This window comes from Hahella sp. CCB-MM4, assembly GCF_002260525.1.
Lineage (GTDB): Bacteria > Pseudomonadota > Gammaproteobacteria > Pseudomonadales > Oleiphilaceae > Hahella.
In genome coordinates this window covers 561694-578311 of the sequence record NZ_MRYI01000003.1, presented here as the reverse complement: position 1 = coordinate 578311, position 16618 = coordinate 561694, and the positions used below count along the sequence as shown (strand labels likewise).

General features: G+C 50.5%; 12 protein-coding genes. 9 read left to right on the top strand and 3 right to left on the bottom strand.

Going from position 1 to position 16618, the window contains the following annotated elements:
* The first annotated feature begins 306 nt into the window (after positions 1-306).
* The 8 genes from BTA51_RS09675 to BTA51_RS09640 all read left to right on the top strand — a co-directional run bounded on the left by BTA51_RS09675 (position 307) and on the right by BTA51_RS09640 (position 13283).
* Positions 307-1911 carry an ethylbenzene dehydrogenase-related protein gene (locus BTA51_RS09675; protein ID WP_094707219.1) on the top strand — a complete coding sequence of 535 codons (1605 nt, stop codon included), beginning with the start codon at positions 307-309 and terminating at the stop codon, positions 1909-1911.
* A complete protein-coding gene (locus BTA51_RS09670) occupies positions 1908-2564 on the top strand; it encodes a DUF1566 domain-containing protein (protein WP_094707218.1) in 657 nt (218 codons plus the stop codon). The genes BTA51_RS09675 and BTA51_RS09670 overlap by 4 nt, the downstream gene beginning before the upstream one ends.
* Positions 2565-2673: 109 nt before the next feature.
* Entirely contained in the window at positions 2674-5019 is a 2346-nt protein-coding gene (locus tag BTA51_RS09665; RefSeq protein WP_094707217.1) for a DNRLRE domain-containing protein, read from the top strand.
* A gap of 497 nt (positions 5020-5516) precedes the next feature.
* Complete coding sequence (locus BTA51_RS09660; protein ID WP_094707216.1) at positions 5517-8306, top strand: ImpA family metalloprotease; 2790 nt, start codon at positions 5517-5519, stop codon at positions 8304-8306.
* Positions 8307-8667: 361 nt separating this feature from the next.
* Positions 8668-10458 (top strand): pre-peptidase C-terminal domain-containing protein, encoded by a 1791-nt coding sequence (locus BTA51_RS09655; protein WP_094707215.1) that lies wholly within the window; start codon positions 8668-8670, stop codon positions 10456-10458.
* Between the two features lie 236 nt (positions 10459-10694).
* A complete protein-coding gene (locus BTA51_RS09650; protein WP_094707214.1) occupies positions 10695-11075 on the top strand; it encodes a TonB-dependent receptor in 381 nt (126 codons plus the stop codon).
* A 102-nt stretch (positions 11076-11177) separates the two neighbouring features.
* Positions 11178-12635 (top strand): hypothetical protein, encoded by a 1458-nt coding sequence (locus BTA51_RS09645; protein ID WP_094707213.1) that lies wholly within the window; start codon positions 11178-11180, stop codon positions 12633-12635.
* 105 nt (positions 12636-12740) lie between these two features.
* Complete coding sequence (locus BTA51_RS09640; protein WP_246840985.1) at positions 12741-13283, top strand: NADPH-dependent FMN reductase; 543 nt, start codon at positions 12741-12743, stop codon at positions 13281-13283.
* Positions 13284-13314: 31 nt separating this feature from the next.
* Here the strand turns inward: BTA51_RS09640 and BTA51_RS09635 are convergent, their stop codons facing one another.
* From BTA51_RS09635 to BTA51_RS09625, 3 genes are all read right to left on the bottom strand, one after another.
* Positions 13315-14586 (bottom strand): triacylglycerol lipase, encoded by a 1272-nt coding sequence (locus tag BTA51_RS09635; protein ID WP_094707211.1) that lies wholly within the window; start codon positions 14584-14586, stop codon positions 13315-13317.
* A 33-nt stretch (positions 14587-14619) separates the two neighbouring features.
* Complete coding sequence (locus tag BTA51_RS09630; protein ID WP_094707210.1) at positions 14620-14940, bottom strand: MGMT family protein; 321 nt, start codon at positions 14938-14940, stop codon at positions 14620-14622.
* Between the two features lie 103 nt (positions 14941-15043).
* Positions 15044-15805: an SDR family oxidoreductase gene (locus tag BTA51_RS09625; protein WP_094707209.1), complete on the bottom strand. Its 762-nt coding sequence runs from the start codon at positions 15803-15805 to the stop codon at positions 15044-15046.
* 203 nt (positions 15806-16008) lie between these two features.
* Between BTA51_RS09625 and BTA51_RS09620 the strand changes: the two genes are divergently transcribed.
* Positions 16009-16551 (top strand): FxsA family protein, encoded by a 543-nt coding sequence (locus BTA51_RS09620; protein WP_094707208.1) that lies wholly within the window; start codon positions 16009-16011, stop codon positions 16549-16551.
* Positions 16552-16618: the final 67 nt, after the last annotated feature.

The following is a 16618-nucleotide window of genomic DNA, read 5'->3' as shown; positions in this document are numbered from 1 at the left end:
TGCATGTCTTTTCCTGTTTTCAGAAGAGCAAGGTTTCAGAAGGACAAGGCTTCAAAAGTGCAAGGTTCAGAATGACAAGGTTTCAAAACAACGAGATCACAGAATGACAGGACCGCAGAATGACATAGCCCGACTGGAAAGGATTAAGCATTAAAGATCATTGAGTCTGCCCGATGTCCGTTCTACTATAATTTTCTTTTCAGACAAATACTTAGATCAAATATAGACAACTTTCTATCACCTTTTTCAGTGCCTCCTCTTAAGTCTTTGGGCAAAAGGTCGGAAACTTTTTAGCCATAAAGAAACATGATTTTTCCAGCATCGTATTGGTTACGGGTTCTATTACATCTGTGTGCCGTTGGTCTGTTTACGGTCAGTCTGGCCAGTGGTCTTCGCCTGGCGGTTGATGGTGAATGGTTATTGGCAGATCTTTGGGCACGGATCTCTCCTCAGGGGAATGTTATTGCCTGGCACCTCGCCGCCGGAGGCGGCTGGGTGATGCTCGGGATCACGGTCCTTGGAGCGTTAAAGAAGAAACCATGGAAAACGCAGGTCCGGAAGTCGGCAGGGGTCATTATCCGGGGGATCTACCTGGCTTTGCCCGTGCAGATAGCTGCGGGAATATGGTTGTACTTTGGTATAACGGGCTCTGGCTGGGTGTTAACGCTCCATTATTGGCTTGCCATGGTTTTATCCGCTGTCGTGTTGTGCCATGTCGTTGAACAACTGATAGCGAAGAAAGGCCGACACTTACCGGCGGTGTTTATTCCCACTCGATTATCCCGTTTCAGTCTCCGGAGCCTGTTGCTTGGCGTCGGTGCATTACTGTCGACCGGTATCGCAGTTGTCATGCTGTGGTGGGGAAGTAGTGCCGGATATCAGAATCTCTATATCAGTCCTCTCGATGAGCATAGTCGAATTCAGATTGACGGTGCCGCAACCGAGTCGGCCTGGTCCAGCGCCTCAGCGGAGACCGTGGTCACCACACAGGGCAATGATTATCAGCGGTCGGTGCCCGTGGAAGTCAGAGCTCTGGCAAACGCCTATACAGTCTACTTGCTGATCAGCTGGCCTGATCCTGAACCAAATTATTCGCACCTGCCGTTGCAGAAGACCCAGCAAGGTTGGAGGGTCAATCACAATGGTTTTGAGCGGGATGATGAACGTTCCTTTTATGAAGACAAGCTGGCCGTAATGATCTCCAAGGGAAATGGTTTTGGAGGTGATCACAGCATTCATTTGGGCTCAACACCTCTTGCAGGTTATCCCGCAAGCCGCTCAGGAAGAGGGCTGCACTACACCGAGGACGGCACTATCAGGGACGTTTGGCACTGGAAAGCCGTGCGCGGTGCGGATATGTCCGTTCTGGACGATGACTATTTCGGGGCACCCGAGGCCGCCTGTGCATTTTGTTCCAGGTATAAGGCCGGCTATCAACCGGATCCGGTGGAGGACGGTGGTGTCAGGCAAAATTGGGATTGGTTTCGTCCTGGACAGGTAATGCCTTTGCGGCTGCCTGTTCTCCAAGTCAGAAACCAAGAAGTCACAAACCAAGAAGTCACAAACCAAGAAGTCAGAAACCAGGAAATTGGAAGTGATGTGCCGGGTCATGCGATGGCCTGGTACAGCTCCATTCCCTATTCATTGAGCCTGGATAATATCCCTGTTGGAGCCCAGCTGCCTTCGGTTATTTGGATGAGTCATTACGAAGGTGACCGTGGCGATGTTCGTGGTCAGGCTCAGTGGCATGACGGACGTTGGACTCTGGAGTTGGCCCGTGCACGGGACACCGGCTCTCCCTATGACATTGCCCTGGAAGACGGTGTGTATATGTGGGTGGCCCCGTTTGACCACGCCCAGACGCGTCATTCCTATCATCATCGTCCATTAAGATTGAGGTTTGCGCCGTGAGCAGGTCTCAAAGGATTCTGGTATCTCTTGTTGTGGCGGTATTACTGCCAGTATCGGTTGTGACGGCTTTGGCATTCAGCTCAGGCTTCCCCGGAGGGGATGACGAAATGAACGCCCGTCAGAGAGTGTCCGAGCAATTGGAGCGCTGGAGGAAACTGGATGCCGGTGGGGAACCGGTAGCTGTTCACCAGGGACCCTGGGCCTGTGTGGAAGATGTCGGGGAAAAGCTCATCTGGGAAGTCAAAAGCTGGCAGGAATATACCCACTATTACAAATCAAGTTATTCCTGGCGTCATCAGGAAACCGGGGAAAAGGACCTGGGCAGCTGTGTTTTTGGCAAGCAATTTGTGCCCTGTGATACCGAAGATTTGATTCAGCGTTTGAATCAGGCCCGGTACTGTGGCGTAACTTCCTGGCGTTTACCTACCTATGACGAACTGAAGTCACTGGCAGATCCGGAAACTGTTGCCGGGCAGCCTATGATTAATCGCTATCTGTTCCCTCGAACGGCCAGAGGACCCTATTGGACTTCAACTCTGGAGCCGGGTGCTGAATTGAATATCTGGACCTATGACTTTTATCAGGGGAGTGGGAAACCGCTGCCGCCCCATATTGCCGGTTGGGCAAGGTTGGTGTCTTCAAAGAATCAATAACCGAAGACGGAAAGGGAACTAAAGACGAAAGGGAGCGGCGTGATGTAATTTTCCGGTACTGCAAAGCCGGGCGCTGCAATATCAACGACGACGTAGAGAGAGGATAACGATGGTAAGGAAACATCATTACATCACCTTCGCCGCGGGAGTTGTGATCACCGCAGCAATGTCTAATGCGCTCGCTGCGCCGGAGCAGATTCGTGTTGTCTGGGATCATGATCCCGCCCATGAAGCGGTGATCGCTTTTTCCGAAGGTTCCGGAACGAATCCGTACATCAAGTGGGGAGATAACGCCGATGGAAATGGCTGGAATCAGCAAGGGTTCCAGAAAAGCCATACCTTTGATGGCAGCTTAAAGAGTTACTTTGTACGGCTCACGAATCTCCAGTCATCTTCAAATTACTATTTTCAGGCTTGTGACAGCGCCGGTTGTGGTGACTATTTCTGGTTCACGACAGCGCCGAATGAGAATGCAGACCTGACCTTTGTTGCCGGTGGGGATTCCCGCAGCAATCCCACCTCAAGACGCCAGGGTAACCGGCTGGTCAGTAAAATCAGACCCCGGTTTGTCCTGTTCGGCGGGGATCTGACGGATGACAATCGTGCCAGTGAGTTGGATGAATGGCTGGACAACTGGACCGAGAGTTATTCGGAAGATGTGATCGGGGGGATCGACTATTACCGCGTTTATCCTTTGGTGCCGACAGTTGGAAACCATGAGAACGACGATCATACCTTTATGTGCAAGGTCTTCGGTGTTGATGCGAATCGAGACGGCGCCTGCTCATTGGAGGACACCTATTTTGCCTTTTCAGTGGGCGGGGACCAGGCCCGCTTTTACACATTGAACACGGAGTTCCGCAACTCAGGCTACGAGACGGAATGGCGTGAACAGATGAATTGGCTGCAGTCCGATCTGGCCTCAGAGGGATCTTCCGTTTCCTGGCGAATGGTGCAGTATCATAAACCGATGTTTCCCCGCACGACCTCCAAGCCATACAAGTACGAGAAAATGTACGAGTGGGCAGATCCCTTCTTTGCCTACAAGATGAATGTTGCCTTTGAGTCCGATAGCCATCTGGTGAAATATACCTGGCCGGTGATACCCCAGAACGACGGTTATGCCCGGGCTGATGCCGGAACACTTTACGTTGGTGAGGGGAGTTGGGGAGCCCCGACCCGATCGGCAGACCGCTATTCGGATTGGATCATTGACCAGGACAGCTTTGCGCAAATGAAGATTGTGCAGTTCTCTGGCGAAAAAGTTCTGGTGCGCACCGTACGCTTTTCCGGTGAAGGAGAGGTGGTATCGTTGTCCCGGCAGGAGCGGGAGAGTGATCCATTGGCGCTTCCTCAAGGTCTGAATCTCTGGAAACCCCAATCCGTTGGAGAGGTGATGCCACTGTCCTTGTCGGGAGAAGGTTTGACCCGGGTGGACACTGATGATGGGCCTGATACTGGAGACATATCAACGCTGGCGGTAGCACAGGATGTCACCGTGGGAAGCGGAGGCTTCTATTCCAATGGTGACGAAGTGTATGCGGACGGTTCTGATTCCGGCCAGGAACTGCGGGCTATGCTGGCCTGGGATATGAACGGATTGCCGTCTGACGCAGAAGTGGAGTCGGCGGAATTGGCTTTGCAAATTGTGAACACTTCAAGTGGTGCCTACGGTATTTATGCCGGTGTCGAGACTTGGTCAGAAGGTAACGCTGACTGGGATGCCGCTGACCTTGGCACTAAATTGGGAGAATTCACACCCTCCAGCACCGGAAGTGTCAGCGTCCAAATGAATGAAGCCGGGCGCATCCTTGTTCAGGGCTGGGTGGATGGTTCGATGGCGAATCACGGGGTGATTATTTCCAGTGAAGGCACCACCAATGGGGTGGATTTTATCTCAAGAGAAGGCGGGCAGGGGGCCAAACTACTGGTGAAACACCAGTCCGGTGATCCCTCCAGTGGTCAGGGCTCGCAATCACTTGCGGCAGACAAGGACGTGACGCTTGGGTCGCAGGGACGCCGGAATAATATTTCCCGACTTGAGGCAGATGGCAGTGATGGAGGGGAGGAACTGCGCGTATTGATGCATTGGGATACCGGGGATATTCCGGCCTTAGCCAAAGTCACCGGAGTCAAAGCAGAGTTGTCTATCATAAACCGGTCGACAGGTAGCTACAGTCTCTATGTGGCCGGGCATGACTGGGATGAAAATTCCGCGCAGTGGAGTGATACGGAAAATGCTGGTGCTCGGCTCGCAACCTTTACACCCTCCAATAACGGCACGCTGACGGTCAATCTTGGTTCTGCGGGTGTGGAAGCGATACAGGGATGGTTAACTGGCACTCCCAACAATGGGATTGTGTTGATCTCAGATGGTACTCGTGACGGCGTAGATATTGATAGCCGGGAAAGCAGCCATCCACCCCGATTGATCGTTGAGTATGAATTGTTTTAATTAAATGGAGATGACGGCCTTTCTATCTAATAGCTGTCCTTATAAATAAAAGGCCGTCACTGTCAAACCTTTGCCAGAGAAGCTATCTCTGGCAGCCTCCTCAATTAGCTCAAATACCCCAAATAGCTCAAATACCCCAAATAGCTCAAATACCTTGAAAGTATATAAATGTGTCCTCGATATTGTGTCCATGTCATGCATATGGACTACGTGATATTAGTGCATTTAGACGACTGAACTTGGTTAATTTATATCTTATTCTCCAATACCTAATTTCAAATATATATTGATATCTATCGATATATTTAAAATTTGTAAAATCAAAAAAATATATGAACTGAGTCACATATATTTTGAGTATTACCTAAATAATTGCACTTTTTACCTATTTGAGACTGAGCCTTACATTTGGCGCGAACAGCCTACTTTATGCTGAAAGTGGCGGTTGTGATGCAAGTGCTGCTCTTTCGGAATGTATTGGAAATAGAGGATATATAATGCGGTTTTATCCCTGGATGAGTACTTTGTTACTGGCTGGAGCTATTGTGCTGACCGGCTGCGGCTCCGGAGGTGATTCCGGTTCTGATGGTAGCCGCTCAGGAGGCGACAATCAGTCATCTGGAACAGATAACAATACCAGTCCTCTGGAACGCGCTATTCAGACTGGTAACGCAATGCAGGCGGAAAGCAGTCGGGATCTGGTGCAGGCAGGGCTGGATACCATCGAGGCTATCCGTGATCAATACCTCCAGGCGAGAATCACTCTGTTTAATCTGGACGCTGACGGCACCGCCAAGGGCAGCGGCGACAGTTTGACCTCCATTACCTGGGATCCGACCCATGATGCTGCCCAACTGATCGCCAGCTATGGACGAAATGAAGCGGTTCTGATCTCCAATGCCTCAAAGAATGGCGGAGATGCTGCTCAACGGGGACTGGCTATTGTCGGAGAAGAGAAGACCCGATATCTGGTCATGGGAAGCAACCCCATGCGAAATCAGGCACGGGATGCGACGATCAATGAGCAAATGTACCAGTTCATGCGGAATGCTTTTACCTGGTTAACCGGCAGGAACAATTTCGCTGACCGGCCCCTGAAACTGGTGATCGCCCAGATGGACGACGGGTATTGGTTTCCGGATGCTACCCAGACCCGTAACTGGCTTAATGAGCGCTTCCCGGATCAGGTGAGTTTTAATGACAAGGGGAGCTGTGACGGAGACAAGCTGGCCGCCTGTTTAAGCGCCAAGCCAGACCTGCTCATCATCTCCCAGAAAAGTTCAGAGGAAGAGGCCGAGACCATCGCTGATACGGTGGAGCAGGCCATGGAAGCAGGCGTACCAGTACTGTATATGCATCTCGATGGGAACCTGACTTCACTGGGCAGTAAGCTGTTCGGTCTGTTCAACGTAACATATCAGGAAGATAACTACTGGAAGAAACTCTATCTGAATGGCTATGACTCAAGGGATCACATGGGAAGCATTCCCGATAATGTCGTGAAAGTTAACACCATGCTGAACCATTTTCTGCAGGAGGATTACTCTTTTGACTGGTCCGCCTGTGAGGATGAAGACTGTTCCGCGGTCAGTGGTTTGAACTCCGGATTTTTTGAGGGTGCCGAGGAAGTTCGCCGAATCATGACCAAGCTGGATGAAAGCAAAACCAACATTTTTAAAACCTCTGCAACCAGCGAAAGTCGTTATGAAAAGGTGTTGGCTTTGTTGGGGGACTATTACCGTTCTACCGTCAGCTACCCCATGGATAAGGAATCCACGGACGATATGGCCTTTCTTAAGTCTCTCTATGCAGACTATGCGGTGTACAACTACCGGAATATGAATCCGGTACAGACGGATATGGGAAATTTCAGCCGTAGCAATTTCGATCATGTAACGCCGGTGACCAAAACGATCACGATGGAGAGTAAGCGATATTTCAGGGCGGCTGGTGTATATGCATTGCCGGGACAGACGGTGACCGTTACCCGCCTGGATGACGCCGAGGTGGCGACCAGCATATTCGTCAATACCCAGCGTTCAGGTGCAACTCATCAGTTTCAGAAAGATGGTTACACCCGTCCGAAGTTCTTGCAGACGCCGAAGTTCAGTGTGGCTCCCGGTGAAACGATTTCCTTTACCTCCACCTATGGTGGTCCGATACAGATCCAGTTTGACACTAACGGACAGACTATCTCGCTTCGCTTCAATAATGTGGGGCAGCATCCTTTCTGGAATGGAGAAGAGGACAATGACAGCTTCGAAAGGGCATTGGCCGACGGTGATTATGACTGGGCTGAATTAGTGACTCCCGGTTTCGAAGTGCATTCCAAGCTGGAGAAGATGCGTGAGTCCATGCGGGATGATAACTGGAAAACAGGTGCTGCACTGGCCGCCGGGACCATGCGCTATATTCACAACTTCCCCCACATTTTGGCTGGCTTCAAAGGTCCGGGCATTGATGTCATACCTGAAATCCAGAACTTTGCCACGGCCCATAATCTGGATATTGCTTACATTGATCTGGTTAAACACATGAATGCAGACCAGGCAACCTGTGGTTACGGGTGTTCGGGCAATCCCTATGACGCCTATTGGGCATTTAGCCCCATCGGACATGGCGATATTCATGAACTCGGTCATGGTCTGGAGCGTTCCAGGTTCCGGTTCGAAGGTTGGGAAGGTCACGCCAGTACCAATCCTTATTCCTATTACTCAAAGTCCCATTTCTACCTGGATACCGGTAAAGCACCTGAATGCCAAAGTCTGCCTTTTGAAAGTATGTTCAACGTACTGCAGGACAGCGTCGGCCAATCTGATCCAGCCGCTTATGTGCGGGGCCAGAACCTCAATGGCTGGTCCAACGGGGTGGGGATCATGATCCAGATTATGATGAGTGCCCAGGGGGAAGGGACGCTAGGCGATGGCTGGAACCTTTTGCCGCGGATGCATATTCTTGAGCGGAACTTCAATTCGGCCTTGAGTAGCGAATCTGCCTGGCTGGCAGCGCGGACTAATCTGGGACTGTCGACCTACAGCTATGATGAAGCCAAAAATATCGAGCACAATGATTGGCTGGCAATCGCCATATCCTATGCATCAGGCCTGGATTTCCGCGATTACCTGACAATGTGGGCGTTGCCATTCAGTGACAAGGCCTCAGCCCAGATTGCCGCCTATGGATATTCCGTTGCGCCTCGCAAGTATTATGTGTCGGGCGGTGATGAATACTGTTATGGACTGAATAAAACCAGTATCGCTGTGGATGGTGTACAGACCTGGCCATAAAGGCGCTTTCTGTTTCTCATCATCTGCAGAGTATCGGCCGGCGCTTATGCCGGTCGTTTTTTTTCAGGTGCCTGTCAGATACCTGTGCATCTGTTTTACAAGCCCGTTTACAGATCTTGTCTTTGAGGAGCCGGATGAAATTATTCATTCCCCGCAAGCATAAGATTCTCTCTCTTTAGATTAAATCATAGAAACTCTCAACTCTTTTAGGGTAATGCCAGTGAGTCGGCTATTATATAACCATTAGGATACCAATAATAACAATTCTCTCGTGTGAGCAGGTCCATTTAAGCAAGAGGTAAGGTGTACATACTCGTTAGTCAATAAAAATGGAATTAATTACCTAATGTGAGAGGACCGTATGAACACAATAGCAACCTGGATTGCTGGAATATTCTTCATCATGACGCTGTCTCCCGGTACATGGGCAGCGTCCACTCAGGAGGTTAAAGCAAACTCACCACAAATACTCACCATTGCATCAAAGAAGTCATTCAAAGCACTACTGACCCATCAACCGCAGCTTAGGTCTGAAGTTAAATCAACCTATCAGGCAGTAGACTCACGCAAGATTACCATCCATAGAGAAAATGCCAGCTTCATCAAAGTTCATTTCAGAGAATTTAATATTCCTGAAGGAAGTTATGTGGAAGTCAGAAATGCTGCGGGCACTATGGTTCATCGTTATGGAGGAGAGGAAAGCTCCCTCTATACGAAGCAGGAAGGGGACGATGGTATTCGTTCATTTTCAGCACTGACGATCATCGGGGATACGGCGATTGTGGAATTCTTTCCCGGCAGCAGCGGAAAGCATTCCTATGCGGTTGAAATCGACTCTTTTATGGAAGGCTACCCGGAACAGGAAATTGAAGAGATGTCGATGATGGAGTCTGCGGCATTCTCCACCTGTGGGGTAAATGAACGGCGTGACGTGCAGTGCTGGGTGGACTCCCATCCGACTGAGTTTGAACGTTCTCGTCCGGTTGCCCGCCTTTTAATGAATGGCTCCGGGTTATGTACGGCCTGGCGGGTGGGAGCCGGCAATTATGTGTTTACCAATAATCACTGTGTGTCGTCCCAGTCTGATGTGTCTAATGCTGAAGTATGGTTTAACTATCAGCGTACGGGCTGCGGCAGCGGTAGTCTTGCTGGTACGACGGTTGTCACGGGTGCCACCATGCTGACCACAAATTACACACTGGATTACACCCTGTTCTCGGTAAATAACTTTTCACAGATTGAGTCTTTCGGTTATTTCGGGCTTGAAGTCCGCCCGGCTGACAGTCAGGAAAGGATATACATCCCCCAGCATGGCAGTGGCAATCCCAAGGAACTGTCCATAGAAAGTGATCAGAACAATGATGGACTGTGCAGGGTGGATTACCCTTCGGTCAGCGGCCGTGGTAATGGGACCGATATGGGGTACAACTGTGACACGATTGGCGGAAGCTCCGGCTCGCCCGTGGTGGCGGCCAGGACGAATCGTGTTATTGCGTTGCACCATTTTGGCGGCTGCCCTAATCAGGGAGTGTTGATCAATGAAATCTGGCCACAGGTTGCCAGCTATTTCAACAACGAAATTCCGCGGGGCGATAATGAAATTCCCAGCGGTAATCCGGTGGCAGACTTTACCTTCTCAGCCGACAGGTTGGAGGTCACCTTTACTGATAAGAGCACGGATAGCGACGGCAGTATTGTCAGCCATCAATGGGATTTGGGGGACGGCAATACCTCAATTTCACGTAACCCTGTGCATACATACGCCTCTGCGGGTGACTATGTTGTGGAACTCACCGTGACCGATGATGACGGCAAGACTGATAACAAAAAACAGAATGTCAGCGTTGGTGAGTCGCCGAGAATTGAGGAGACTGATTTGTCGGACAATTCAGGAGACTGGAAGCATTATACCCTGGATGTGCCGGCCGGATTCGCCAGGCTTACCGCTACCATCTCCGGAGGAAGTGGGGATGCTGATTTGTACGTCCGTTATGGCGCACAGCCCACAACCAACCAATATGACTGCCGTCCGTATTACAACGGCAATAATGAGGAGTGCTCCTTTGATAATCCCTCCGCGGGTCGCTGGTACTTGAGTATTCGGGCGTACAGGGACTATTCCGGAGTGACCTTAATCGGCGAATTGCAGTAACGGTTGGAGTCGTGTCGTAGCCACTGCAGCTGCCCCGCTGTGTTTGAGATGGCTTATTTGGGCAATAGCTATATACCTGCTTCGGCGAATCGCTATTGATCTGTAAGAGTCACCACAGCAGAGCGGGGTGGTTGCCGCCCCCCAAATGCCTGAAATAGATCATTGATTGATTAAAAAATAGTCTAACCTTTATAGGTGAAGGCGATCTTGTATCAACTATTTCAGAGGGGGAGCGTATGGATAGAAAGTTTGTTCTAACCGGGCTGGTGTATGCCCTCATCGGTCTTTCACTTGGGTTGTTCATGGGGATTTCCGAAGATCACGGGCAGATGGTGACTCATGCCCATATCATGCTGATAGGTTTTGTTGTTTCTATGATTTACGGCATTTGCCATAAGCTGTGGTTACCGCCGGTAAAATCCATGCTTTCCATTATTCAATTCATGGTGCATCAATGCGGTACCGTATTGCTGCTGAGTGGACTATTCCTGGTGTATGGCGGATTTGTCGATCCTCATATATTGGGGCCTTGGTTGGGGGTGTTCTCCATCATTGTTTTCGTCGGCATGATTCTGATGGCGGTGATGTTCTGGAAATCCTATAACAAGGTCGCCTGATACACTCATAAACTACGGACTGACTTAAACTACGGACTGGGGATACGCCTGGACTGGCCCCCGGTCCGCCTTGTCTGGATCATTCGATGTCAGGGATGCGTCATGAAAATACTTACTTTCTGTCTGTTTTATACTTTTCTGTTTCTTTCTTTTCTGAGCCGGGCAGAACTGGTGCCTGTTAACGGTATGATGGAATCACCCCGGACCTTCAACGGTTTTGTCCACTTTCCGAGTAATTACGATCCTGTGAATGTTCAGGGGTACCCTCTACTGATAGCGTTTCACGGATTGGGTGAATGTGGGGATGCCACCATCAATAATGGTGATGGGACCTATTCGCTTGATATGGACATTCTGAGTAAAACCTCCAATGTCGGGCCTGCCAGATTGATTCGGGACGGGCTGTGGGATGAGTCTTTACCCATGATTGTTTTGGCTCCCCAATTGCCCGCCGGGTCCAGCGGTATATGCGGAATGTATAAGGACCGGTATGAAAAAATCTATAACCACGCGATTGCCAATTACAATGTGGATCTGGATCGGGTGTATGTCACAGGGCTGAGTCAGGGAGGTAACGGCACCTACAATGTACTGAGAGATCGACCCGACACCATCGCTGCGGCGGTTCCAATTGCTGCCTGGTATCCCCAGGAGTTTGATTGCGAAGCGATACACCATATTGCGGTCTGGGCCTTCCACGGCGATCAGGATAAGACCGTCGGTTACAACTCAGGAAAGAGTGCGATTGACAAGAAACTGAATGGCTGTGGCGATCCTGACTATCCTCCACGATACCCCGCCAAACTGACCAGCTTTGCAGGCATTGGTCATAACTCCTGGGATGGCGCTTATGGGGTAAAAGAAGATCATGTTTTCAGGGATGGAAACGGGGATATTATCGCCGTGAAAAACTATTTTCTGGAGCTGGCGTACGATCATCTGGACAGCCATGTAGATGCAGCGGGCAACTATGGAGGGGATGGGTATTATTATCATTACAATGAGTTTGGCCGCTATGTTGTATACCACTGGTTGCTGAGCTTCTCGCGGAATGCGGATGACTCTCCAGGCCCTGGGGACGGTCAGTATCTATTGCTGTCCGGCGAAGACGTTCACTGGGATGCATTTCGAATATTCAGAGACACGCTTTGGCAGGGAGATTATGATTTGCCGGCAATGGGCGTCGATACGCTGGTCGTGTATATGAAAAACCTTGGCGTCACCCCACTATCCAAGCTCTACATTCACCTCAACGACGCCGTTAATAAAAAAGACCTTGGATTCAATGTGGAAAATTATGCCAGCATAGGAGACGACTGGGTTCGGATTGCGATCCCACTGGCAGACTTTGTTGCTCTTGGAGTGGATATCCGCCATTTCCATTCAGCACGTCTTTTTATCGGACCGAATGCTTCTATGGCGATGGCGGTTGATGAAATTCGATTTGAAGGTCCGGCAAATAGTTTTGTGCTGTTTGGCCGAGACTATCGCTCCCAGGCATTCAAAGCGAACGGCAATTTGTCGGCTGCTGAGGCTACCGGAGAGGATGTTGGAGACTAGGTGTCCGCCCACCCGGATTCTGGTCTAAGGCAAATCAGATCGCAGTCGAATACCCGTTAGAAAAATAGAAAATAGATTCAGGCATTGAGGAGTACATTGAAACATATGAGAGTGATGGCCATTTCCGGCAGTTTACGAAAGCTGTCTTACAATAGCGCTGTAATTGAGGCCATGTCCCTGCTAGCGCCTGAAGGTATTGATTTCGTCGTCTATAAGGGAATAGGGGACCTGCCCCTGTTTAACCCCGATCTTGAAGATCGTCATATCGCTGCCGTGGAGGATTTGAAAGGGGAGCTGGCAAAAGCGGATGGGCTGGTCGTTGCCAGCCCTGAATATGCCCATGGAATTTCTGGAGTGTTGAAAAATGCCCTGGATTGGCTGGTAAGTGGAGAGGAGTTTGTCTACATGCCTGTGGCACTGATTAATACCTCCCCCAGAGCCTCCCATGCCCAGGCCGCTTTACGGGAGGTGATTACCACCATGTCCGGCAACATCATCGAGGAAGCGTCAGTGTCAGTGCCTTTATTGGGAAGTGGACTGGATGCGGACGGCATCGCAGGACATGTCGAGATTGCCCAAGCCCTGGTGAACTCACTACAAGCTTTCTCGGCCGCCATTGCCTTGAATCAAGAGCTCAACAATCAATAACTCAAAAGCCAAGAGCTCAAAAGCCAAGAGCTCAAAAGCTGAGATGTTTCTCCAGCGTCTTATAGACTCTGGTATCCCTGAGCATTGCGATATGATCAAGATGCTCAATAAACACTTTTTCCATGTCCGGTGCAGTTAAATTCATGTGCTCCGATCGGTGTTCGCCCAGCGCGCTGCTGACGGGGACGAGCCCATCTCCAATCAGATCGTATCCTGCTGGCGTGGTGAGGTCGGAAGCGATAAAAAGATGTCTGGAGCCTGGATGTAAGGGCTCAATCATCGTTCTCACATCCTTTCGGGACGATTCGCCGGCCATTGCTTCTGCTTCGGTAATATAGCCAAATCTCAAGTCCCGGATGCCTTGGCTGCGGATATTGCCCAGTCGTGCGAATGGTTTCACGTAAGGAGTGATTTGTATCAGGGAGTTTGCCAGATTACCGGCCCGTTCCAGAGGCGCGCCAAGATGAGGGGTTCCTATGTAGGCTGCCTGTGAAAGCGAGTCGAGCCAGCGTTGATTGGTATTTTGCGCATGAAGACAGGCACTACGAATGACCAGGCCTCCCATGCTGTGGCCGATCAGGGTAAGGGGAAGATCTCCCATACCGTTGAGTTCTAGCAGATCGGCCAGTCTGTTTCCATTCTGATATATATTGAGGCCGCTGTTGTACCGTAGCCAGATAACCTGCTGCCCTGCCTCTTCGAGTTGTCGGACATAGCGAATATGTGACCTGGACAGCCAGTCCAGTTCCGAGTGACAGAGTCCGTGGAGAAACAGCACTCGTCCCTTCGTTGAAGCCGTTTTGCTGTCAGCCATCTTATGGCCGTGTAAATCGACAAAAGCCATCTGTATGGCCAGTTTGTTGTGCCAATGTTCCAGTTTGTCTCCGGTGATCCCGTTCAATGCCGATCTCATCCTGCGCCAGCGGGAATCGGCGAAGTCTACCTCTCCGGGAGAGGTGGCCTCCATCAATTGGGACAGCCAGTCAAAGGTTCCGCTGACAATCTGATAGGGCAGCGGCGCGTCAGTCGACCTGATTTGACCTTGAAACGGGTTGCGTTTCAGGTTCAGGGAAAGACCTGGTGTTGACGATATGGTGGCATGCATTTCAGCCACCAGTCTGGAGACTTCTCCCGCTGAGCGCAGGCCGAGATGGGTGAGGGCATGAGCCCTGGTGGCTAGAGATTTCCAATCGTAACCAGTGCGGCCTTTGCTGGAATCTGGCGGGCTTTCCTCAAGCTGAGCCTGCTCGAGCGTCTTATCGAACTGGGGCTTCTCATTATGATGAGAGCGATTGCCGTTCATGGGATATCCTTCCGCAGCTGCTGAACAGGGCTGTTAAGGGTTCCAGCCAAAAAGCTTAAGATTAACTCTTCCCTGCCGGACTTCTACGCCGTCCAGTATAAGCTGACTCTGTTGTCGTAAAAAAGAGGGACTCCCGGGAGGAAATGAAATACGTCCCTGGCTGTTGAGGACTCTGAACCAGGGAATTTCGGTCTCTTCCGGTAATTGTCTTAACGCATAACCCACGTAGCGTGACAAGCCGGGAAGTCCTGCCATACGGGCTATCTGGCCGTAACTTGACACTTTTCCCTTGGGAATTCGGCTGACAACAAACCAGATGGCCTGGATTCGATCGTTTACCTCAGAGGCAGGCATACAGTAATGCTCTTTTGAATAAGGCTCTTGTGAATAGGGGGAGGCAGGAAGAAACTGAGAGCCGCCCAGGCCCTCAATCTCTGCTGTTACGGTCAATGCAGACCTATATTCTTATGCCGCCGTCCACTTCAACAACGCGGCCTGAGACATAGTCATTCTCGATGATGTAGGCCACAGTATGAGCAATTTCATCCGGTTGCCCCATTCTGCGAAGCGGAATCTGCTTGGTCATCATTTCCAGGGCTTCCGGTTTCATGGAGGCTGTCATTTCTGTTTGAATAAAGCCGGGGGCAATTGCCATGCTGCGAATACCGTATCGGGCCAATTCTTTGGCCCAGGCAACCGTCATTGCCACAACGCCGGATTTGGCGGCAGAGTAGTTGGTCTGGCCAAAATTGCCGGCCCGTGAAACGCTGGAAATATTAATAATGCAGCCTTTGCGGCCGGATTCAATCATCTGGACTGCGGCTTCACGTCCACAAAGGAATACACCGGTCAGGTTGACGTCAATGACCGCCTGCCATTGTTCCAGGCTGAGCTTTTTGGTGACTTTCCCGTCCTGAGCCTTGAGCAACATGCCGTCACGCAGGATTCCAGCGTTGTTGACCAGCGCGTCCAAGCCTCCGAAATCCTGGCTGATGGCGCTGAAAGTCGCTTCTACCTGATCTTCTTTGGCGACATTACAGACGTAGCCTTTGGCTTGCCCGCCGGCTTCTTCGCACAGCTTCACCGTTTCATTGAGTTTGTCTTCCAGCATATCGATCAGGGCCAGCCTGGCACCTTTTGCGGCCAGATACAGAGCCATGGAGCGTCCCAACCCTTGGCCACCACCAGTAATAGCAACAACAGCGTCTTTAACTTGCATAGTTTTTATCCTTCTTAACCTTTTGGGTTTTGTTATTGTGGCGGACAGGGTGGCGTCCACCATTCACGAATCGAAAATTAAATCTTCAAGGGCGATAAATTATCGAAGGTGGGTTGATATTTCCATATTTGTAACCATCTTCATAACTGTCATTGTACTTTTTACCTATCCATTCCCCTGATAAAGGGCCAGATTGAGATCTCATGTTTAGCCGTCTTCCATTCCTGATACCGTTGGTTGCCATTTGTGAAATATTCCTGATTATCAAGGTAGGAGGGATGATTGGCTTCTGGGCCACCGTCGGCATTGTGATTCTCACCGGGATGACCGGTGTCTGGCTGCTCCGCCGTCAGGGGTTCAGTCTGATTGCCCAGGTCCAGGAGAAGATGAATCGGGGTGAAATGCCCACATCAGAGTTAATGGAAGGTGTGGCCCTGCTGATGGGCGGCGTCATGCTGATCACGCCGGGGTTTATCACTGACGTATTGGGGTTAAGCCTGATTTTGCCATTTACCCGAAAGGGGTTGATCGGATTTCTTCAAAAACGTTTGGTAAACAGCTCCAGTATCCGTACTCAAACCTTCTATCAACAGGGATCGTTTTATTCCGGGCCGGACATCGGAGGCAGTCAGGCAGGAGGGCGCTCGCCGTTCAACGAGCCTGGCGGAGACGATAGCGTGAGGGTTTTCGAGGGGGAATACACTCGCGAAAACAATGGCCAGGATAGCAAATCGGAAAAAAATTAACTTTTTTCCAAATTTTTTTGTTTGGGGGTGTTGAAATTGAGGCTGATACCCCCATTTATCCAACCAC

What these genes read in the sequence shown, in the direction of transcription:
- BTA51_RS09625 (WP_094707209.1), bottom strand. Translation starts at nt 15,805, where the DNA reads ATGCAAGTTAAAGACGCTGTTGTTGCTATTACTGGTGGTGGCCAAGGG.
- BTA51_RS09645 (WP_094707213.1), top strand. Translation starts at nt 11,178, where the DNA reads ATGAAAATACTTACTTTCTGTCTGTTTTATACTTTTCTGTTTCTTTCT.
- BTA51_RS09635 (WP_094707211.1), bottom strand. Translation starts at nt 14,586, where the DNA reads ATGAACGGCAATCGCTCTCATCATAATGAGAAGCCCCAGTTCGATAAG.
- BTA51_RS09620 (WP_094707208.1), top strand. Translation starts at nt 16,009, where the DNA reads ATGTTTAGCCGTCTTCCATTCCTGATACCGTTGGTTGCCATTTGTGAA.
- BTA51_RS09665 (WP_094707217.1), top strand. Translation starts at nt 2,674, where the DNA reads ATGGTAAGGAAACATCATTACATCACCTTCGCCGCGGGAGTTGTGATC.
- BTA51_RS09675 (WP_094707219.1), top strand. Translation starts at nt 307, where the DNA reads ATGATTTTTCCAGCATCGTATTGGTTACGGGTTCTATTACATCTGTGT.
- BTA51_RS09655 (WP_094707215.1), top strand. Translation starts at nt 8,668, where the DNA reads ATGAACACAATAGCAACCTGGATTGCTGGAATATTCTTCATCATGACG.
- BTA51_RS09640 (WP_246840985.1), top strand. Translation starts at nt 12,741, where the DNA reads ATGAGAGTGATGGCCATTTCCGGCAGTTTACGAAAGCTGTCTTACAAT.
- BTA51_RS09650 (WP_094707214.1), top strand. Translation starts at nt 10,695, where the DNA reads ATGGATAGAAAGTTTGTTCTAACCGGGCTGGTGTATGCCCTCATCGGT.
- BTA51_RS09630 (WP_094707210.1), bottom strand. Translation starts at nt 14,940, where the DNA reads ATGCCTGCCTCTGAGGTAAACGATCGAATCCAGGCCATCTGGTTTGTT.
- BTA51_RS09660 (WP_094707216.1), top strand. Translation starts at nt 5,517, where the DNA reads ATGCGGTTTTATCCCTGGATGAGTACTTTGTTACTGGCTGGAGCTATT.